Raw genomic sequence first — 19,219 nt, 5'->3', positions numbered from 1 at the left:
AGCAATGATCAAACCCGCCCCCGCCACGATCAAAAAGATGGCGGCGATCGCAGGACTCCCGGTCGACGACGAAGTTGCGGCGCGGATCGCCAATTCGATCGGCCCGGCGTTCGATGGTTTCACGCCGATCGCCGGTACGCTTCCATTCGATCTCGAACCATCTACGTACGTTGTAGCGCAGAACGAGGGCGCGCGATGAGCCTCGGCAATCCTGCGCTGCTGACGCTGACCGAAGTCGCCGAGGCGATCGCGTCCAAGAAACTGTCGTCACGTGACGCTACCCAAGCCTGCCTCGATCGCATCGCGCGGGCGCAGCCGAAGCTGAACGCCTTCATGGCGATCGAGCCTGAGAGCGCGCTCGCTGCAGCGGATGCGGCCGACACTGCACTGGCCAAGGGCGAGCGCAAAGGCCCGCTGCACGGCGTGCCGCTGGCCCACAAGGACATGTACTACGAGACCGGCTTCGTCGTGACCTGCGGCTCCAAGATCCGCCGCGACTTCGTCGCCACCACCACCTCGACCGCGCTGCAGCGACTGAAGGACGCCGGCCAGGTGCGGCTCGGCACTCTGCAGATGTCCGAATTCGCCTATGGCCCGACCGGGCACAACGCGCATTACGGCGCGGTGCGCAATCCGTGGGGCCTCGACCACATCACCGGCGGCTCGTCGTCCGGCTCCGGCTCGGCAGTCGCCGCGCGGCTGACGTTTGCGGCGCTCGGCTCCGACACCGGCGGTTCGATCCGGATGCCGGCGCATTTCTGCGGCGTCACCGGACTGAAGACCACCGTCGGGCTGGTCAGCCGCGCCGGCGCGATGCCGCTGTCGCATTCGCTCGACACCGTCGGGCCGCTGGCCCGGACCGCCGAAGACTGCGCACTGCTCACCGGCCTGATGGCCGGCGCCGATCCCGCCGACCCGACCGCGTCGCATCGCCCGGTGCCGGACTATCTGGCCGCCACCAGGCAGTCGCTACAGGGCATCAGCATCGGCATTCCGAAATCGTTCTATGTCGACGATCTCGATCCAGAGGTGACGCGCGTGCTCGACGACACCAAGTCGGCGCTGGCGCGTGAAGGCGTCCGCATCGTCGAAGTCGAACTGCCGGATCAGCGCCAGCTCAGCGCCGCCGCACAGCTCGTGCTCGCGGTCGAAGCTGCCGGCTTCCACGGCCAGTGGATGCGCGAGCGTCCGCAGGATTACGGCCCGCAGGTGCTGATGCGGCTGCAGAACGCGCTGGCAATTCCGGCCGTCACCTATCTCGAAGCGATGCGCTGGCGCGGCGTGGCGCTCGCCGAGTTCGTCGCGGCCGTGGCCGGCGTCGATGCGGTGCTGGCGCCCGTGTCGCCGGTGCCGGCACCGACGATCACCGAGAGCGACGTCGGCAACAGCCTGAACGCCGAAGCTGTGATCCAGCGGCTGACCCGCTTCACCCGGCCGATCAACTATCTCGGCCTGCCGTCGCTGGCGCTGCCCTGCGGCTTCTCGAACGCCGGCCTGCCGATCGGCCTGCAACTGATCGGGCGCCCGTTCGACGAAGCGACGCTGCTGCGGATCGGCGCAGGCTGGCAGCGCGCCACCGACTTCCATCGGCAATGCCCGGAGCTGTAGATGAGCAACCTGGTCGACATCCGCGATCTCAACGTTCGCTTCACCGGCGAGCGGACCGTGTACGCCATCAACGACCTCAACCTCACGCTGGGCCAGGGCGAGGTTCTCGGCCTGCTCGGCGAGTCCGGCTCGGGCAAGAGCGTGACGCTACGCGCCCTGATGCGGCTGCTGCCAAAGAAGCGCACCGCGATCTCCGGCAGCATCCGGGTCGCCGGCCAGGATGTGCTGGCGCTCGATGACGAAGCGCTGTCGACCTTCCGCGGCCAGACCGTGTCGATGATCTTCCAGGAGCCGGCACTGGCGCTTGATCCGGTCTACACGGTCGGCCAGCAGATCGCCGAGTCGGTGATGCGGCACGAAGGCAAGAGCAAGCGCGAGGCGATGGCCCGCGCGCTCGAAATGCTCGAGGTGGTCCGGATTCCCTCGGCGAAGCGGCGGCTCGACGCCTATCCGCACGAGATGAGCGGCGGCATGCGGCAGCGCGCGATGATCGCACTGGCGCTCGCCTGCAAGCCGAAGATCCTGCTCGCCGACGAGCCGACCACCGCGCTCGACGCCACCGTGCAGATCCAGATCCTGCTGCTGCTACGCGAACTGCAGCGCGAGTTCGGCATGTCGGTGATCTTCGTCACCCACGATATTGGCGTGGCGATCGAAATCTGCGACCGCGTCGCCGTGATGTATGCCGGCCAGACCATCGAGCAGGGTTCCTTGCGCGACATCGTCCGTGATCCGCAGCATCCTTACGCGCAGGGCCTGCTCGCCTCGACCGTGCACGGCGCCAAGCGCGGCGCGCGGCTGGAGACGATTCCGGGCGCACCGCCGTCGCTCGATACCAAGCCCGTCGCCTGCTCGTTCGCGCCGCGCTGCGCCCATGCCCAGCCGCGCTGTTCCGCAGGCCTGCCGCCTGAGGTGGCTCTCGGGCCAGGGCGGATGGCGCGCTGCATCCTGGCCGAGCCGGCCGCCGTGGCCGGGTAGCTCGATATAAGCCGCTACGCTCGTCACAAATGAGATAGCGGGCGGGCGGCATCTGGTGTTGATTGCCCGCGGGGTCTGACCGGCGAACCCAGCCGCCGTCGGACTACGCCCAATGGAACCCCGCACCGCGAATGCCCAACCAACCCAAGCCGCTCACGACCGCTCACCATCAATTCGCGGCGATCGTTCAGAATTCATTCGACGCCATCGTTTCCAAAGACGTGGAAGGAAACGTGCAGAGCTGGAACCCGGCGACCGAGCAGATTTTCGGCTGGACCGCCGACGAGATGATCGGGAACTCGATCCGCGTCCTGATCCCGCCGGACCGCCAGCACGAGGAAGACGACATCCTGCAGCGGATCCGGACCGGCGAGATGGTGCCGAAATTCGAGACCGAGCGGCTGCATAAAAGCGGGCGGCGGATTCATGTCGCCGTGACGGTATCGCCGCTTCGTGATCCTGACGGCCGCATCGTCGGTGCCTCGAAGATCGCTCACGATATCACCGAGACCGTGGAGATCCGCCGCCGGCTGGTCGCCAGCGAACACCAGTTCCGGAGCCTCGCCAATTCGATCCCGCAGCTCGCCTGGATCGCCGAGAGCGACGGCACCGTGTTCTGGTACAATGATCGCTGGTTCGACTACACCGGCACTACGCTCGAACAGCTGCAAGGCTCGGGTTGGACAGCGCTGCACCACCCCGATCATCTCGAAAGGGTGCGCAGCAAGCTGCAGCACAGCTGGGACACCGGCGAGGCGTGGGAAGATACGTTCCCGCTGCGCGGCAAAGACGGCGAGTATCGCTGGTTTCTGTCGCGCGCGATGCCGCTGCGCGACGACGGCGGCGAGGTCCGGCGTTGGTTCGGTACCAATACCGACATCACGGTGCAGCGCCAGCATGAGCAGCAGATCCAAATGCTGATGGGGGAGATCAATCACCGTGCCAAGAACATGCTGGCGGTGGTGCAGGCGATGGTGATGCGCACCGCAGATCGCAGCTTCGCCGAAAGCCTCGGCGCAAGGCTGCAGGCGCTCAGCCGCAACCAGGACCTCTTGATCAAGCGCAACTGGTCCGGAACGCCGATCGGTGAATTGATCGAATCGCAGCTCGCCGCGGTGAACGACCTGATCGGCACCCGCGTGCTGATCGAGGGCGAACGCGAGTTGTTGCTGTCGCCGGTCGCCTCCGAAACGATCGGGCTGGCGATCCACGAACTGACCACCAATGCGACCAAGTATGGCGCGCTCTCGAATGCAGACGGCACCGTGCGGATCGCTTGCGAGATCCGCCATACAGTCGATGGCCGCAAGCTCGACCTGATTTGGCATGAGCAAGGCGGCCCGCCGGTCGGCGCGCCGAACCGTGCCGGCTTCGGCACCGTGATGATCGACCGAAATCCCCGCTCGGCGCTCGGCGCCGACGTCGAGATCAGCTACCCCGAATCCGGCCTGCGGTGGTGCCTGAATGCTCCGCTCGACCGTCTCGTTGCGACGCCATAACTCGCGTCAGATATGCGCCGCGAGGTCGGCGGGGTCTTCGATCAGCACGTCGGTCTGCGCCAGCATGGTCTCGACCTGCGCCACGGCTTCCCCGACCGACAGGCCGGCGGTGTCGAGCACCAATTCGCTGGCGGTCGGCGGCTGATAGTCGTTGCCGATCCCGGTGAAGTTCGGCAGGCCGCCGGAACGCGCTTTGGCGTAGTGCCCCTTCGGATCGCGCTGCTCGCAAACTTCAGCCGACGTCGCGACGTGAATCTCGCGGAAGCGATCGCCGGCGATGCGGCGTGCCGCGGCACGGTCGGCGAGCCCGGGCGATACTGCCGCGACGATGGCAATGTGGCCGTTGGCGGCCAGATGCGCCGCGATCTCGCCGAGGCGGCGGATGTTCTCCGCACGGTCCGCCGGCGAGAAGCCGAGGTCGCTGTTGAGCCCGGCGCGCAACGTGTCGCCGTCGAGCAGGATCGGCGAGCCGCCACGATCGAACAGCCGGCGCTCGAGCGCCCGCGCGATCGTGGTCTTGCCGGAGCCCGGCAGCCCGGTGAACCACAACACCGCGCCATTGTGGCGATAGCGCGCGGCGCGTTCGCCCGGCAGCAGCGCGGACTCCACCGGCACGATATCGGCGGTGGCGGCGCGCTGGCCGCTGTCGACGCTGAGCACCAGACCGCCGCCCGCAATCCGGCCGTTGATCTCGATCACCAGCCGCCCGGTGCGCGGATTGTTATCGGCCGGATCGGCCGCCACCGGCTGCGACAGCGACAGGTCGATTTCACCGACATGGTTGCGTTTGATCTCGGTTGCGGCCTCGCTGGCGAGATCGCCGGGATCGACCGCCTTCTCGATCGCCACGACGTTCGCGCGGGTCTCACGGGTGCCGAGCCGCACCAGCACCGAGACGCCGGCGGTGAGCGGCTGATCGTGCAGCCAGAAAATCCGCGCGCGCAGCCGGCGGGTGTCGCGTGGAGCATTGCCGGCATGGCCGATCACATCGCCGCGCTCGACGAACAGCTCACGGTCGAGCGTAATGCCGACCGAACGGCCGGCGCCGAACGCGCCGGCAAGCGGGGTCACCGGCCAACCTTCGACGGTCTTGATCTTGGCGATCTTGCCGGCCGGCATGATGACGATGTCGTCGCCCGCCCGCAGATGCCCGGACTCGATGCGGCCGGCGACGATACGGCGATCGTCGAACTTGTAGATCGCCTGCACGGCGAGCCGCAGCGGCAATGCGTCGAGCGGCTGCGCCGGCGTCAGTTTGTCGATCGCTTCGACCACGGTCGGGCCGTCGTACCAGGCGATGTTGTCGGTGCGCGCCGCCACGCCGTCACCCTCACGGGCCGAGATCGGAATCACGGCCGTCGGCGTAATACCGAGCGAGGTCAGATGCGCAGTGATCTCGTTGCTGATGTCACCGAACCGCGCAGCCGAAAACTCGACGCGGTCCATCTTGTTGACCACGACGGCGACCTGCTTGATGCCGAGCAGCTGCAGCAGATAGCCGTGACGCCGGGTCTGATCGCGCACGCCTTCGAGCGCGTCGATGATCAGCACCGCGCCGTCGGCCTGCGAGGCGCCGGTGATCATGTTGCGCAGGAATTCGGCGTGGCCGGGGGCGTCGATCAGCACCACGTCGCGCGAGGGCGTGCGGAAGCGGATCTGAGTGGTGTCGATGGTGATGCCCTGGTCGCGCTCGGTCTGCAGCGCATCGAGCAGGAACGACCACTCGAACGGCATGCCGCGACGGGCACTGACCGCCTTCAGCATCTCGAGCTTGCCTTCGGGCAGCGAGCCGGTTTCGTGCAACAGGCGGCCGACCAGGGTCGACTTGCCGTGGTCGACATGGCCGACGATGACAATGCGCACCAGCGGACGAACGGCGTCAGCAGCGAGCGAGGCGGGCGGAACGGCGATGGTCATGGCGTCACTCACGGGTGCTGATCACAGATAGCCGGCGACACGAAGCCGCTCGAACGCGTCCTCGGTTTCGTGGTCGAGCGCACGGCCGGCGCGTTCCGGTACCTTGGTGGTCTCGAGTTCGAGCAGGATCTCGTCGATCGAGGCGGCGTTCGAGTTCACCGGGAAGGTGATGTCCTGGTCGCCGAGCGAGCGGTAACGCTTGCCGTTTTGCGACAGATACAGCGGGATGATCGGGATACCTTCACGCTTCGTGTAGGCCCAGATGTCGGCCTCCGTCCAATGCAGGATCGGGTGGATGCGCAGATGCGCGCCGGGCGGCGGCGAGGCGTTGAACTGATCCCAAAATTCCGCTGGCTGATCACGGACATCCCATCCGCCCTCCACGCCCCGCGGCGAGAACACCCGCTCCTTAGCCCGCGTCGCTTCCTCATCGCGGCGGATGCCGGCGATCAGTCCGTCGAAGCCGTATTTGGCGAGAGCGAGCTTGAGACCTTCGGTCTTACGTGCAGCGGAGCGTGCGGCCGGCGGCAGCGTCGGATCGACGCTGTCGATCGGCGGGCATGGATCGACACGCAGATCGAGATCCCATTCCTTCGCGTAGATGTCGCGGAAGGCGTACATCTCGGGAAACTTCTTGCCGGTATCGACGTGGAGCGCCGGGAACGGGACGCGGCCGAAGAATGCCTTCCGCGCCAGCCAGATCATCACGTTGGAGTCTTTGCCGAGCGACCACAGCAGCGCCAGCTTCTTCAGCCGGGCGAATGCCTCGCGCAGGATGTAGATGCTCTGCGCCTCGAGCGCGTCGAGGTGATCCATCGCGCGGAGCTGATCCGCCAGCGGCGGCTCAGGAACCGAATCCAGGGCGGCGGTTTCTCGCGCAGCGAGCGTCATGACAAGCTCCCGAATTGGCGGTCCGGATCAGCGCCGGGCCGGTCGTGGCTACGGGTCCGAAACGCCGTCCGAAGCGGTGGGAGAACGGGCATCTCTGGATCGCGTAAAACGTAGATGGAATTTCTCTTTCAAATGCCTTCGGCAGAAAGAATAATTTTCTATCGATGGCGCTTGTAAGATACATAGATAGAAAATATTTCTAGTCAATCCTCCTTCGTGGTCGGGCGAGATGCTGAGCACAATGGCGGAGTGATCGACCGCGATGATCAGGACGTTGTGACCTCAGGACGTAGTGACCGATGACCGAGCTGGCGCCATCTCTCCCCCCCTCCACTTCCGCTTCCACGGGTGTGGAGACGCGTGCGCAGGCACTCGACGCAGCGCTTCGGACCGCATCGCCGGCCGAAGTCATTGCCGCGGCGCTGCGCGAGATCGGTCGCGACCAGCTGGCGCTGGTGTCCTCATTCGGCACCGAGTCGGCGGCGCTGTTGAAAGTAATGGCGGACGTCGATCCGGCAATTCCGGTAGTGTTTCTCGATACCGGCTGGCTGTTCGAAGAAACCCTCGCCTATCGCGATACGCTTACCAACGTGCTCGGCCTTCGTGACGTACGTTCGATCAAGCCGCTCGACGCCGATCTCGATCGCGACGATGCGGCGCGCGAGTTGTGGTTTTCCGATCCGGACAAGTGCTGCCTGATCCGCAAGGTCGAGCCGCTGAAGCGGGCACTGGCGCCGTTCGACGGCTGGATCAACGGTCGCAAGCGCTTCCAGGGCGGTGCGCGCGCCGACATTCCGGTGGTCGAAGCCGACGGCAAGCGGCTGAAGTTCAATCCGTTTGCGAATATCACGCCGACCGACATCGCGGCGATCTACGCCACCGCAAAGCTGCCGCAGCATCCGTTACTCGCGTCGGGTTTTCTCTCCGTCGGCTGCATGCCGTGTACCAGCCGCGCCGAAACCGGTGAGGATGCACGCGCCGGCCGCTGGCGTGGACGCGGCAAGACGGAATGCGGCATTCACACGATCAAGACTTCATAGGACATTGCTGTCGCAACTAAGCGAACATTGAAATGCCGTTTCGTTGACTTGGCCGGCTTTGTTCGTGACCTTCGCCCCTCCGCGCCGACGACACCGACGTCGTCAAGCACAATGGAGATCATCGATGCTTCGCCGTTTTTTCCCCATCCTCGCCGGCCTGTTGGTGGCGACCGCCGCGAACGCGGCCGACGTGTCGCTGCTGAACGTGTCGTACGATCCGACGCGCGAGCTGTACGCCGATTTCAACAAGTCGTTCGCCGCGGCTTATCAGAAGGATTCCGGCAACACCGTCACCATCAAGCAGTCGCACGGCGGCTCGGGCGCTCAGGCGCGCTCGGTGATCGACGGTCTGCAGGCCGACGTCGTCACACTGGCGCTCGCCTATGACATCGATGCGATCGCCAACAAGGGGCTGCTGGCGAAGGACTGGCAGAAACGTCTGCCGCAAAACTCCTCGCCCTACACCTCGACCATCGTGTTCCTGGTGCGCAAGGGCAACCCGAAGGGCATCAAGGACTGGGACGACCTGCTCAAATCCGGCGTCAGCGTGATCACGCCGAACCCGAAGACCTCGGGCGGGGCGCGTTGGAACTACCTCGCGGCCTGGGGCTATGCGTTGAAGAAGTCAGGGTCGGCCGAGGTCGCGCGGGACTTCGTCGGCAAGCTCTACAAACAGGTTCCGGTACTCGACACCGGCGCGCGCGGTTCCACCGTTACCTTCGTCGAACGCGGTGTCGGCGACGTCCTGCTCGCCTGGGAGAACGAAGCGTATCTCGCCGTGAAGGAATTCGGTGCCGACAAGTTCGAGATCGTGGCACCATCGGTGTCGATCCTTGCCGAGCCGCCGGTCGCGGTCGTTGATACCGTCGTCGACAAGAAGGGCACCCGCGCGACCGCCGAGGCCTATCTGAAGTACCTGTATTCCAAGGACGGCCAGGAAATCGCCGCACGGAACTTCTACCGTCCGCGCGATCCGGAAATCGCCAAGAAGCACGAAGGCGCGTTCGCCAAGGTCGATCTGTTCACGATCGACGACGTGTTCGGTGGCTGGACTAAGGCGCAGACCGAGCACTTCGCTGACGGCGGCGTGTTCGATAAGATCTACAAGAACTGAGCGACGCGAGCGTCGCAGCGCGACCGCTCATTGGGGGTGACATGCTTCACGGCAACGGCAGCGCGCTCCCTCTTCCCGCACGCGGGGAGAGGGGCGGGGTAAGGGAACCTCTCCGCGAGTGTGGCCCTCCGCGTGTGATCCTCGATACCTTCTCCCGTCATTGCCAGCGAAGCGAAGCAATCCAGAGCGCCGCATGCGGTACTGGATTGCTTCGTCGCTTCGCTCCTCGCAATGAAGGTGTTGTGCTGAACACGCCCTTCGCAATCCCCCAGGCTACTGCACAGGTGACGCCATGACCGCTGTTGCACAACGGCGGTCGTTGCCGGGGTTCGGGCTCACCATGGGGCTGACGATCACCTGGCTGTCGCTGATGATCCTGATCCCGTTGGCGGGGCTGTTCGTCAAAACCGCCGAGCTGAGCTTCGCCGAGTTCTGGTCGACGGTGACAGCGCCGCGCACCCTGCATGCCCTGAAGATTTCGTTCGGCTTGGCGTTCGCTGCAGCCTGCGTCAACCTGGTCGCGGGCCTGGTGATCGTCTGGGCGCTGGTGCGCTACCGTTTCCCGGGCCGCAGGATCTTCGACGCGATCGTCGACATCCCGTTCGCGTTGCCGACGGCGGTGGCCGGCATCGCGCTGACCACGCTGTTCGCGCAAAAGGGCTGGCTCGGCGCGCCGCTTGCCGCGCTCGGGATCAAGGTGGCGTTCACCCCGCTCGGCATTTTCCTGGCGATGATCTTCATCGGCATCCCGTTCGTGGTGCGCACGGTGCAACCGGTGCTGCTCGATCTCGACACCGAACTCGAAGAGGCGGCCGAATGCCTCGGCGCCTCGCGCTGGCAGACGATCTGGCGCGTTATTCTGCCGTCTCTAACGCCGGCGCTGCTCACCGGCTTCGCCCTCGCCTTCGCTCGCGCGGTCGGCGAATACGGCTCGGTGATCTTCATCGCCGGCAACCTTCCCAACGTTTCGGAGATAGCTCCCTTGCTGATCGTGATCCGGCTGTCGGAATTCCGCTATGCCGACGCTACCGCGATCGCGGTGGTGATGCTGATCTTCTCGTTCCTGATCATCTTCGTCCTCAATCGGATCCAGCACTGGGCGCAATCCCGGTCGCTGGCCACGGCGTGACGCCATGACGATGGTTGCCACCAGTCAAGTCAGGCGTACAGCGATCGCATCTGCTGGCGCCGCCGCGCCAGCCGCCGCCGGGCGCCGTTCCGCCCACACCGAGCCGGCTTGGGTGCGGCTGCTGATCATCGGATCCGCTCTCACTTTCCTCACCGTGTTCGTAGTGCTGCCGCTGATCCTGGTGTTTTCCGAGGCCCTGGCGAAGGGCGCAGCGTTCTATCTGTCGGCGCTGGCCGACAACGAAGCGCTTGCGGCGATCAAGCTGACGCTGATTGCGGCCGGCATTTCGGTCGGCCTCAATCTGGTATTCGGCGTTATCGCCGCCTGGGCGATTGCGAAATTCGACTTTCCGGGCAAGACGTTCCTGATCACGCTGATCGATCTACCGTTCTCGGTCTCTCCCGTGATCTCGGGCCTCGTGTTCGTGCTGCTGTTCGGCGCGCAAGGCTGGTTCGGGCCGTGGCTGATGGCGCACGGCGTCCAGATCCTTTTCGCGGTGCCGGCGATCGTGCTGGCGACGACCTTCGTCACCTTCCCGTTCGTGGCGCGCGAACTGATCCCGCTGATGCAGGAGCAAGGCCAGCAGGAAGAGGAAGCCGCGATCTCGCTCGGCGCCAGTGGCTGGACCACGTTCTGGCGGGTCACGATGCCGAACATCAAATGGGGCCTGCTGTACGGCGTGCTGCTGTGCAACGCCCGCGCGATGGGCGAATTCGGTGCGGTGTCGGTGGTGTCGGGCCATATCCGCGGCGAGACCAACACCATGCCGCTGCTGGTGGAAATTCTGTACAACGAGTACCAGATGGTGGCCGCATTCGCGATCGCCTCGCTGCTGGCGCTGCTCGCGCTGGTGACGCTGATCGCCAAGACCGTGCTGGAAGGCCGCATCGAAGAGGGGCTGCATCCCGATGACCATTGAAGTCCGCAACATCGTCAAGGAATTCGGCAGCTTCCGAGCGCTCGACAATGTCGATCTCCGGGTCGAGACCGGCGAACTGATGGCGCTGCTCGGTCCGTCCGGCTCCGGTAAGACCACGCTGCTGCGGATCATCGCCGGCCTCGAGTGGCCGGACTCGGGCGTGGTGACGATCGACGGCGAAGACGCGCTGGCCCACGGCGCGGCCGAACGTCATGTTGGCTTCGTGTTCCAGCACTACGCACTGTTCCGGCACATGAACGTGTTCGAGAACGTCGCATTCGGCCTGCGCGTCCAGCCGCGCAAGATCCGCAAGAGCGAAGCGGAGATCAAAAAGCGGGTCGGCGATCTGCTCGACCTGGTGCAGCTCGGTTGGCTCGCCGACCGCTACCCCAACCAGCTGTCCGGCGGCCAACGTCAGCGCATCGCGCTTGCCCGCGCGCTGGCGATCGAACCGCGCATCTTGCTGCTCGACGAGCCGTTCGGCGCGCTCGACGCCAAGGTGCGTAAGGAACTGCGCGCTTGGCTGCGTAATCTGCACGAGGAGATTCACGTCACCTCGATCTTCGTGACGCACGACCAGGAAGAAGCGCTCGAAGTCGCCAATCGCGTGGTGGTGATGGACAAGGGCCGGATCGAACAGATCGGCTCGCCCGGCGACGTCTATGAGCGGCCGGCATCCGCCTTCGTGCACGGCTTCATCGGGGAATCGATTGTGCTGCCGGTTGAGGTGCGTGACGGCCGGGTCCGGCTCGGCGACCGCGACCTCGATCTAGGCGCCCAGGACGCCGCGGCCGGCCCTTCCAAGCTGTTCGTTCGGCGCCACGACGTGGCCGTCGGCCCGAGCGGCAGTGGCGTGTTCGAAGGGGCCGTCAAAGCCGTGCGTGCGTTCGGCCCGATGCAGCGCGCCGACATCGTGCTCAACGACCTCGGCAGCGATACCCTGATCGAGATCGACGCCCCGCGGGATCACTCGCTCAAGGTCGGCGACCGCATCGGCCTGCAGCCCCAGCGCTACCGTATCTTCGCCGATCGCTGAGATTGCGAGTCGTCCTGTTGCACAACGCGGCTCGCTGAGCAGCGAGTCGTGGGAAGTCGGCTCGCCCGATTGATGGGCAGAGGCCGCGCGCGCACTAATTTACCAATCGCGCGACGACTCGACAGTCTCGCAACAGACCTCCTGGATTGACGCTACCCGATTACAGAGAGGGGCTCAGCGACACCATCGAGTACCTTGCAGCGTTCCGAAATCATCATTTTTCTGAGAATGACAATCAATCGGCCCGACCAATCACACAGTTAAGCGCGACGATAAGTAATATATTGCCGCGACGATCAATCACTGCGGAAGACATCACGCCGGCGCGGCGCCCCAACCCTGCGACAGAACGCCACACGCCAGAGCACCGCAGAGCGCCTCTATCCAGAACGCCGCTGCATTGCGCACAGGGCAATTTGATTAGTTCCAATCAAGAGTTAGTCGACGACTATCGACCACCCACCCACCGCAGACCTGTTAGTTCTGCTGCGTATGCTAACAGATGTGAATAATTGATCTCGATCAAATACGCGTTTTAGTACGTTGTGTGACTTTTGATGACAGATTGTGGCTAATTACTTCCCGGACAACTCCGGCAAGCGTCGCGATGCAGGCTGAACCTGCGCCAACGGACTTTTTCACTCAAATGATCTTCGCTCGACGTCGCCCACGACACGTGGACGGCGATCGATAGTGGTCTGACAAAAATCATCGTGCTTTGAGCACTTGCGGGGGACGGAATGGGGGGCTCTCGGGGGGCGGCGGTTGCGCGCGACCAAAATCGGCGCGGCCGCCGGAGCTGGATCTCGTCGCTGTTCGTATCGATTGCGCTGGCCTGGGGGACCTGGCCAGCCGGTGCCGAACCGGCGATGGTCGGACACACCGCCTTGCCGCATGACGGCCAAGTCGGCGCGGTCGATCCGTCGGTCAATGCGCTGGTCGACTACGTGCGCGGCCTGCAGAGCGCCGGCAAGACCGAACAGAACTTCACGCCCGTGCCTGCCCACGGCCTCGCGCTTGGTGACGGACATGGCGGCGGGCATGGCGGCATCTCGGGCCACGGCGCCTCCGCGCATGGTTCGCCGCACGGTGCGGCAGCAGCCGGCCCGCGTTTCGACACGCGCTTTGCCGGGCATGGTTCGACCGAGAACTTGCTGGCGCTTCCCCAGATCGACGGTGGCCCACAGCTCGAGCAGAGCCTGCGGTTTACGGCTTCGCTGCGCCTCACCACCCTCAGCGAAAAGCGCATCCTGCGATCTCACCAGACCCGCCACACGCTGGCGGCGCGGCTCGCCCGCGAGCCGGACTACGTGGCGGAGATGCCGGAGCCGGTGCGCGATGCCGCCACGGTAACCACCTGGGTGGCGCTGGAAAATTTCGACGACACCATCGAGCAGCCGAAGCAGTTCGGCTTTATCGAGATCCTCGCCGCCAAGGCGGATGATTCCCGGCCGGTCCTGATGGTCGCGACGCGCGAGCCGAGGGCTGCCGCCGCCGGGCGCGCGCCGATGGTGGCACCCGCGCCCGGCGATCCCGATGGCCGTTACTTCGTCGGCTCCAAGCCGTGCGAGACCTGCCACGCAGGCCTGTTCGACGAGTTCCAGCAGACCGTGATGGGCCGCAACATCAAGTCCGGCAAGGTCACGCCGCAGGGCAAAATGGAATGCGAAACCTGCCACGGCCCGGGCTCGGCACACGTCAATGGCGGCGGTGGCCGTGAGAAGGGGGGCATCCGCTCGTTCCGGCCGACCGATAGCCGCGGCTTCGATGTCGCCGAGGCCAACAGCGTCTGTCTGAGCTGCCACGAGAAGGGCGACCAGACCTACTGGCAGGGTTCGCAGCACGAGACCCGCGGACTGGCCTGCGTCAACTGCCACACCGTGATGCGCAAGGTGTCGCCGCGCAATCAGCTCAAGACCGTGCAGGTGATGGACACCTGCTTCCAGTGCCACAAGGATCGCAAGGCGCAGGTGCAGCGCAGCTCGCACATGCCGATCCGCGAAACGAAAATCACCTGCGTCAACTGTCACAACCCGCACGGCAGCGCGACCGAGAAGCTGCTGCGCGAGGCGACCGTCAACGACACCTGCTACACCTGCCACGCCGACAAGCGCGGACCGTTCCTGTTCGAACATCCGCCGGTGCGCGAGAACTGCCTGAACTGCCACGAACCGCACGGCTCCAACCACGAGTCGCTGCTGATCGTCGCGCGGCAGCGGCTGTGCCAGCAGTGTCACACCAACCCGCACAACCAGCCTGGTCTGCCGACCTCGGCACGCTGGGCGGTCGGGAACGCTTGCCAGAATTGTCACAACAACATCCACGGCTCCAACGCGCCGTCCGGATCGCGCTGGCACCGATAGCTCGGAGCCGGGGACAGCGACGGCTGCGGCCGCCGTCGCTCGCCACACCAACAAGCCGCGAAGGGTGATGGAACGACTCGCGCGAAGGGGGCCTTGAAATGGCGTTTAGGCAATTCCTGCTGACGTCCGCCGCAATCTCCGTGGTGACCGTAATACCGTTGAGCGCTACCGCCGAGACGGTGGCCAAGGAGGAGCCTGCGCGCTCGGTCCCCGATTTCGACGCGGCTCATGGCGGCTGGTCATATTCGGGCGAATTCGAAGCTGGCTGGCGCTCGTTCATCCAGCGCCCACAGAAATCGGCGACGCCCTGGGTGTCGCCGACCAATCCGGCCGGCGGCGGCGATCGCAACAACCGTTCGAAGTTCGAAGAGTACGGCCGGATCGCGCCAGGGTTCTATGCCGAATATCTGCGGATGACGCTGCAGACCAAGGACGGCACCTACTGGAATGAGCTCCGCGCCGACAATATCGGCAACAACAACCAGCGCTACATCTTCGACTTCTCGAAGGCCGGCGAGCATTACCTCACCCTGGGTTGGGATGAGATCCCGCATCTCTACAACACCAGCGCGCTGAGCATCTGGAACGGCGTCGGCACCACCACGCTGACGACGCCGGTCGCCGTTCCCGGCAACACCCTGTCGATCGTCGCCCCGGCGACCACCACCACGGCGGCGCAGCGCGCCGCCGTGACCAACGCGCTGGCCGGCAAGACCAATCTGATCGACGTCGGCATCGACCGCCGCAAGGGTAGCGCAGCCTATCGCTGGACACCCGATCCGAACTGGGACGTCAAAGCGAGCTACTCGCACGAGCAGCGCGAAGGCACTCAGATCGCGGGCTTTCCGATCGGCGGTCTCGCCGGCACCGGACTGCAGCAGATGCAGGCGCCGCGACCGATCGACGACACGACCCAGATCGGCAAACTCAGCGGCCAATACTTCGGTCCGACCCCTTGGGGCGGACACTACAACGTCCAGGTCGGCGGCGGCTTCTCGCTTTACGACAACAGTTTTAATTCCTTCACGGTGCAGAATCCGTTCTTCGACCCCGCCAATCCGCGGGTGTTCTCGCCGGCGGCGCGGATCAGTCTGATGCCGAGCAATCAGGCCTATAACACCGGCGTCACCACCGGCATCGACCTGCCGTTCAAGACGCGCTGGAACAGCACGTTCCAGTACACCACGATGCGGCAGAACGAAGCCTTCATGCCGTTCACCGTGAATCCCAACATCACGACCTTCCTCCTGCCGGCTTCGAGCCTCAACGGCGAGGTCAACACCGCGCTCTACAACACTACTGCCACCACCCAGTGGACGCCGGAGTTCCGCACCACCACGCGCTATCGCTACTACGACAACGACAACCAGACGCCGGAATTGCTGATGCCGAATTACGTGGTCGAAGATTCGTCCGCGACCGGCATCGCCGCCGGCATCCCGCGGCGATCGCTGTCGATGTCCTACACCAAGCAGAACGCCAGCGGCGAAATGCAATGGCGCCCTGCCAAATGGGTCACATTCGGCAGCACCTTCGGTTGGGAGCAATGGGATCGCAGCCGCCGCGACGCCAACGTCACCAACGAGTTCATCGGCAAGCTGACCGCGGACTTCAAGGTCCACGACATCGCAACGCTGCGCACCAGCGGCCAGTATTCCGAACGCCGCTACGACAATTACGACGGCCTGGCGATGGCGCGCGACACCTACTACAGCGCCACGGCTAACAACGGCACCAACCTGCTGATGCGCAAGTTCGATATGGCGAATCGCAACCAGACCAAGGCCAACGCTTTCCTCGACATTTCCGGTCCGGCCGGCAGCGTGTTCCGGGACTTCGTGATTTCACCGACCGCCGGCCTGCGCTTCGAGGACTACCCGGACGATCCGCTGTTCTTCGGCCTGAAGAAGAGCAACACCTGGAACGCCGGCATCGACATCACCTACAGCTTCACGCCAGGCTCCTCGATCCAGGCATCGTATCTGTACGAAACCTATGATCGCTTCCAGGTCGGCAGCGGTACCTTGACCAACTCCGCCACCGGCCTTCCTAACGCCACCCCGATCAACGCGTTCGGCAGCAACACGCTCGAGAAGGTGCAGACCATCCTGATCGCCAGCACGCTGGAGCTGATTCCCGGCGTGCTCGATTTCAAGCTCGGCTATGCGATCTCGTTCTCGCACGAGGATTGGGACTACGGCCCCTATAACGGTTACGCGCTGCTGGCGAATGCCGGCGGCGCCGTATACCGCCCGTTCCCGACGGTATCGACCAACTATCAGCGGCTCGATGCGTCGCTGAAGCACACGATCGATCCGTCGATCGTGGCGAAGCTGGGATGGACCGGAGAGGTCTATGTCAAGGCGCGCTACATCTGGGAGCGCAACAGCGTCGACAATTGGCAGCAGGATCTGATGTCGCCCTACCTTTATCTGGTCGACACCACGCTGGCGCGAATGATCGACATGGGAGCCACCAATCCGAACTACGATGCGCAGTACTTCCAGGTCTCGCTCAACGCCAAATGGTGAGCGGCAGCGCCGTGATGTGGCGCCGCCTTCGCGACAGGATCGGCTCGCACGCGAACGCGGCGAGCTTGCTGCCGGCGGCAAAGACGTGGCCGCCGGCCGATGCCAGCCAACGTCAACAACAATGGGAGGACGACAGACGATGAACGACAAACGCAACGACCAGCCGCCGTTGTCGCGGCGCAAGCTCCTGAAGGCCGGCGTGGGCGCCGCGGGCATAGCCGCGATGCTCGGCGCCGGCGTGGCTGCGGCGAACGCCCAGGTCACCAAGAAGGCCTCGCACAAGGACGCCGGCTATCAGGAGTCGCCCAACGGCGCCAAACGTTGCGGCACCTGTCGCCAATTCCGGCCACCGAGCTCGTGCATCACCGTCGAGAGCCCGATCAGCGAGAACGGCTGGTGCCGTCTCTACGCCGGCAAGGCATAACGCGCCGTTGATCACGTCATCTGCTGCGCACGGACGAGCGGCGCAGCGGTCGCAAGCTCCGGGTCCGATACAGTCGGAGCTGGAGCTTGCGTCATTGCTGGTGCAAGCCTGTCCAGCAAGGCCCTCGCCCAGCGCATGATCGGTGCACCGCGGCCCCGCCTTGGCAGACCGCACTCACGCGTCGGCGGTCTCCCGCACCAGAATGCGTTCGCGGAGCGTCGGCTTGTGCACCTTGCCGGTGGCGTTGCGCGGCAATGCTTCGACAAAGCTGACGCGCTGCGGACATTTGAACCGCGCCAGCCGCTCGCGGCAGTGCGCCAGCAGCTTCGCCTCGCTCAGTTCCTGGCCGGGTTTGAGGGCCACCACCGCGACGCCGGTTTCGCCCCATTGCGGATCGGGCGCTCCGATCACCGCAGCCTCGGCAATCTCCGGCAATTGGTACAGCACGTCCTCGACCTCGGCCGGGTATACGTTCTCGCCGCCCGAGATGTACATGTCCTTGGTGCGGTCGACGATGTAATAGAAGCCTTCGTCGTCGACCCGCGCCGCGTCACCGGTGTGCAGCCAGCCGTCGGTGAACGAGGTGCGATTGGCGTCCGGCCTGTTCCAATAGCCGGGGGTGATGTTCGGGCCCTTCACCCAGAGTTCGCCCATCTCGCCCGGCTTCACCGGGTCGCCGTCCGGGCCGACGATCTTGAGATCGGCGTGCAGCACCGGCTTGCCGGCCGAGCCGGCCTTGCGCTCGGCATCGTCGGCATCGAGCATCAGCACCGCCGGGCTGGTCTCGGTCATGCCGTAGCCTTGGACCAAGGCGCAGCCACGCTCCTGCCAGATCTTCAAGAGCGGCACCGGCATCGGAGCGCCGCCGACCCCGGCGATCTGCAGCCGCGACAGATCGGTCGCCGCGAACGCCGGATGCTGGCACATGAACTGATAGATCGAGGGCACCCCGAAGAAATGCGTCAGCCCCACCGACGGATCACCGATAATCGACAGCGCTGCGCCCGGATCGAACGCGCGCATCAACAGTGTGGTGCCGCCGGCGTGCAGCACCGGATTGGTGTAGCAATTAAGCCCGCCAGTGTGGAACAGCGGCAGCACGCAGAGAAACACCGTGCGTTGCGAAATGAACGCCGGAATGCCGAGATTGACCGCGTTGATGAAGGTCATTCCATGGGTGATCATGGCGCCCTTCGGCTTTCCGGTGGTGCCGGAGGTGTACATGATGGTGGAGACGTCATCGAGCGTCACAGGCTCGGAGGCTCCGAGCCGCGGCGAGGCCGCCAGCGCCGCCTCGTAGGCCGGGCCGAACGCCAGGAGATGCGGCACGCTGCAGGCAGCCTTCAACTCCGTCGCCATCGGAGCCAGCTCGTCGTCATGCGCCAGCACCCGCGGCGCGGCGTCGCCGACGATGTAGGATAGTTCGTGCACGGTGAGCCGGACATTAAGCGGCACGAAGATCGCGCCGAGCCGGAAGCAGGCGAACTGCACCTCCAGCGTCTCGACCGCATTCAGCGCCAGAACCGCGACCCGGTCGCCACGGCCAACGTCAAGCGCAGCGAGATGGGCAGCCAACCGGTCGACCCGTTCGTCCATTGCGCGGTAGCTGGTCTTGCGACTGGTGGCGAGATCGACCACCGCGATCCGCTCGGGGCGGACCTCGGCGTGATGGGCGATCCAGTCGAAGTAAGCAAAGCTCATCGGTTTTCTCCCTCGGAAGGTCGGCGGCTCTTGACGGCCGTCTCGGCGAGGGAAGTGAAAGCGCGGGCC

Annotated in this window: 15 protein-coding genes; 12 read left to right on the top strand and 3 right to left on the bottom strand. The window is 65.0% G+C overall.

From position 1 onward, the window contains the following. Positions 1 to 4: 4 nt before the first annotated feature. The 4 genes from HZF03_RS03840 (at position 5) to HZF03_RS03825 (ending at position 4,085) form a co-directional block, all read left to right on the top strand. Positions 5 to 199 carry a hypothetical protein gene (locus tag HZF03_RS03840; protein WP_119017493.1) on the top strand — a complete coding sequence of 65 codons (195 nt, stop codon included), beginning with the start codon at positions 5 to 7 and terminating at the stop codon, positions 197 to 199. Next, positions 196 to 1,608, top strand: coding sequence for an amidase (locus tag HZF03_RS03835; RefSeq protein ID WP_119017492.1), 1,413 nt, complete (start codon positions 196 to 198; stop codon positions 1,606 to 1,608). Before HZF03_RS03840 ends, HZF03_RS03835 begins: the two co-directional genes overlap by 4 nt. Continuing rightward, positions 1,609 to 2,586: an ABC transporter ATP-binding protein gene (locus HZF03_RS03830; protein ID WP_119017491.1), complete on the top strand. Its 978-nt coding sequence runs from the start codon at positions 1,609 to 1,611 to the stop codon at positions 2,584 to 2,586. It begins immediately after the preceding gene. 131 nt (positions 2,587 to 2,717) lie between these two features. After that, the gene (locus HZF03_RS03825; protein ID WP_119017490.1) at positions 2,718 to 4,085 is read left to right on the top strand and encodes a PAS domain S-box protein; all 1,368 of its coding nucleotides are present in this window, start codon (positions 2,718 to 2,720) and stop codon (positions 4,083 to 4,085) included. A gap of 6 nt (positions 4,086 to 4,091) precedes the next feature. On the opposite strand, the gene cysC is transcribed toward HZF03_RS03825, so the two are convergent. Both cysC and cysD read right to left on the bottom strand, forming a co-directional pair. Beyond that, positions 4,092 to 6,002 carry an adenylyl-sulfate kinase gene (gene cysC / locus HZF03_RS03820; RefSeq protein ID WP_119017489.1) on the bottom strand — a complete coding sequence of 637 codons (1,911 nt, stop codon included), beginning with the start codon at positions 6,000 to 6,002 and terminating at the stop codon, positions 4,092 to 4,094. A gap of 21 nt (positions 6,003 to 6,023) precedes the next feature. Next, positions 6,024 to 6,818, bottom strand: a complete 795-nt coding sequence (cysD, locus tag HZF03_RS03815; RefSeq protein ID WP_041810193.1) for a sulfate adenylyltransferase subunit CysD — start codon at positions 6,816 to 6,818, stop codon at positions 6,024 to 6,026. Positions 6,819 to 7,192: 374 nt separating this feature from the next. Between cysD and HZF03_RS03810 the strand changes: the two genes are divergently transcribed. The 8 genes from HZF03_RS03810 to HZF03_RS03775 all read left to right on the top strand — a co-directional run bounded on the left by HZF03_RS03810 (position 7,193) and on the right by HZF03_RS03775 (position 17,449). Further along, entirely contained in the window at positions 7,193 to 7,933 is a 741-nt protein-coding gene (locus tag HZF03_RS03810) for a phosphoadenylyl-sulfate reductase (RefSeq protein ID WP_119017488.1), read from the top strand. Positions 7,934 to 8,057: 124 nt separating this feature from the next. Further along, positions 8,058 to 9,047: a sulfate ABC transporter substrate-binding protein gene (locus HZF03_RS03805; protein ID WP_119017487.1), complete on the top strand. Its 990-nt coding sequence runs from the start codon at positions 8,058 to 8,060 to the stop codon at positions 9,045 to 9,047. Positions 9,048 to 9,339: 292 nt separating this feature from the next. Then, positions 9,340 to 10,176: a sulfate ABC transporter permease subunit CysT gene (gene cysT, locus HZF03_RS03800; protein WP_011156316.1), complete on the top strand. Its 837-nt coding sequence runs from the start codon at positions 9,340 to 9,342 to the stop codon at positions 10,174 to 10,176. Between the two features lie 4 nt (positions 10,177 to 10,180). Continuing rightward, positions 10,181 to 11,095: a sulfate ABC transporter permease subunit CysW gene (gene cysW, locus HZF03_RS03795; protein ID WP_119017486.1), complete on the top strand. Its 915-nt coding sequence runs from the start codon at positions 10,181 to 10,183 to the stop codon at positions 11,093 to 11,095. Continuing rightward, a complete protein-coding gene (locus HZF03_RS03790) occupies positions 11,085 to 12,131 on the top strand; it encodes a sulfate/molybdate ABC transporter ATP-binding protein (RefSeq protein WP_119017485.1) in 1,047 nt (348 codons plus the stop codon). The genes cysW and HZF03_RS03790 overlap by 11 nt, the downstream gene beginning before the upstream one ends. 869 nt (positions 12,132 to 13,000) lie before the next feature. Further along, positions 13,001 to 14,494 (top strand): DmsE family decaheme c-type cytochrome, encoded by a 1,494-nt coding sequence (locus HZF03_RS03785; RefSeq protein ID WP_234832172.1) that lies wholly within the window; start codon positions 13,001 to 13,003, stop codon positions 14,492 to 14,494. 158 nt (positions 14,495 to 14,652) lie between these two features. After that, on the top strand, positions 14,653 to 17,025 hold the full coding sequence (locus tag HZF03_RS03780) for an MtrB/PioB family decaheme-associated outer membrane protein (RefSeq protein ID WP_234906867.1): 2,373 nt from the start codon (positions 14,653 to 14,655) through the stop codon (positions 17,023 to 17,025). A 139-nt stretch (positions 17,026 to 17,164) separates the two neighbouring features. Continuing rightward, positions 17,165 to 17,449: a hypothetical protein gene (locus HZF03_RS03775; RefSeq protein ID WP_011156311.1), complete on the top strand. Its 285-nt coding sequence runs from the start codon at positions 17,165 to 17,167 to the stop codon at positions 17,447 to 17,449. Between the two features lie 174 nt (positions 17,450 to 17,623). Here HZF03_RS03775 and HZF03_RS03770 read toward each other — a convergent pair whose 3' ends face one another. Further along, on the bottom strand, positions 17,624 to 19,150 hold the full coding sequence (locus HZF03_RS03770; RefSeq protein ID WP_119017482.1) for an acyl-CoA synthetase: 1,527 nt from the start codon (positions 19,148 to 19,150) through the stop codon (positions 17,624 to 17,626). Positions 19,151 to 19,219 lie beyond the last annotated feature (69 nt).

Origin of the sequence: Rhodopseudomonas palustris (assembly GCF_013415845.1) — a bacterium.
In the GTDB taxonomy this organism is placed as follows: domain Bacteria; phylum Pseudomonadota; class Alphaproteobacteria; order Rhizobiales; family Xanthobacteraceae; genus Rhodopseudomonas; species Rhodopseudomonas palustris_F.
This window is presented reverse-complemented; position numbering and strand designations above follow the sequence as displayed.

What these genes read in the sequence shown, in the direction of transcription:
- HZF03_RS03840 (WP_119017493.1), top strand. Translation starts at nt 5, where the DNA reads ATGATCAAACCCGCCCCCGCCACGATCAAAAAGATGGCGGCGATCGCA.
- HZF03_RS03835 (WP_119017492.1), top strand. Translation starts at nt 196, where the DNA reads ATGAGCCTCGGCAATCCTGCGCTGCTGACGCTGACCGAAGTCGCCGAG.
- HZF03_RS03830 (WP_119017491.1), top strand. Translation starts at nt 1,609, where the DNA reads ATGAGCAACCTGGTCGACATCCGCGATCTCAACGTTCGCTTCACCGGC.
- HZF03_RS03825 (WP_119017490.1), top strand. Translation starts at nt 2,718, where the DNA reads ATGCCCAACCAACCCAAGCCGCTCACGACCGCTCACCATCAATTCGCG.
- cysC (WP_119017489.1), bottom strand. Translation starts at nt 6,002, where the DNA reads ATGACCATCGCCGTTCCGCCCGCCTCGCTCGCTGCTGACGCCGTTCGT.
- cysD (WP_041810193.1), bottom strand. Translation starts at nt 6,818, where the DNA reads ATGGATCACCTCGACGCGCTCGAGGCGCAGAGCATCTACATCCTGCGC.
- HZF03_RS03810 (WP_119017488.1), top strand. Translation starts at nt 7,193, where the DNA reads ATGACCGAGCTGGCGCCATCTCTCCCCCCCTCCACTTCCGCTTCCACG.
- HZF03_RS03805 (WP_119017487.1), top strand. Translation starts at nt 8,058, where the DNA reads ATGCTTCGCCGTTTTTTCCCCATCCTCGCCGGCCTGTTGGTGGCGACC.
- cysT (WP_011156316.1), top strand. Translation starts at nt 9,340, where the DNA reads ATGACCGCTGTTGCACAACGGCGGTCGTTGCCGGGGTTCGGGCTCACC.
- cysW (WP_119017486.1), top strand. Translation starts at nt 10,181, where the DNA reads ATGACGATGGTTGCCACCAGTCAAGTCAGGCGTACAGCGATCGCATCT.
- HZF03_RS03790 (WP_119017485.1), top strand. Translation starts at nt 11,085, where the DNA reads ATGACCATTGAAGTCCGCAACATCGTCAAGGAATTCGGCAGCTTCCGA.
- HZF03_RS03785 (WP_234832172.1), top strand. Translation starts at nt 13,001, where the DNA reads ATGGTCGGACACACCGCCTTGCCGCATGACGGCCAAGTCGGCGCGGTC.
- HZF03_RS03775 (WP_011156311.1), top strand. Translation starts at nt 17,165, where the DNA reads ATGAACGACAAACGCAACGACCAGCCGCCGTTGTCGCGGCGCAAGCTC.
- HZF03_RS03770 (WP_119017482.1), bottom strand. Translation starts at nt 19,150, where the DNA reads ATGAGCTTTGCTTACTTCGACTGGATCGCCCATCACGCCGAGGTCCGC.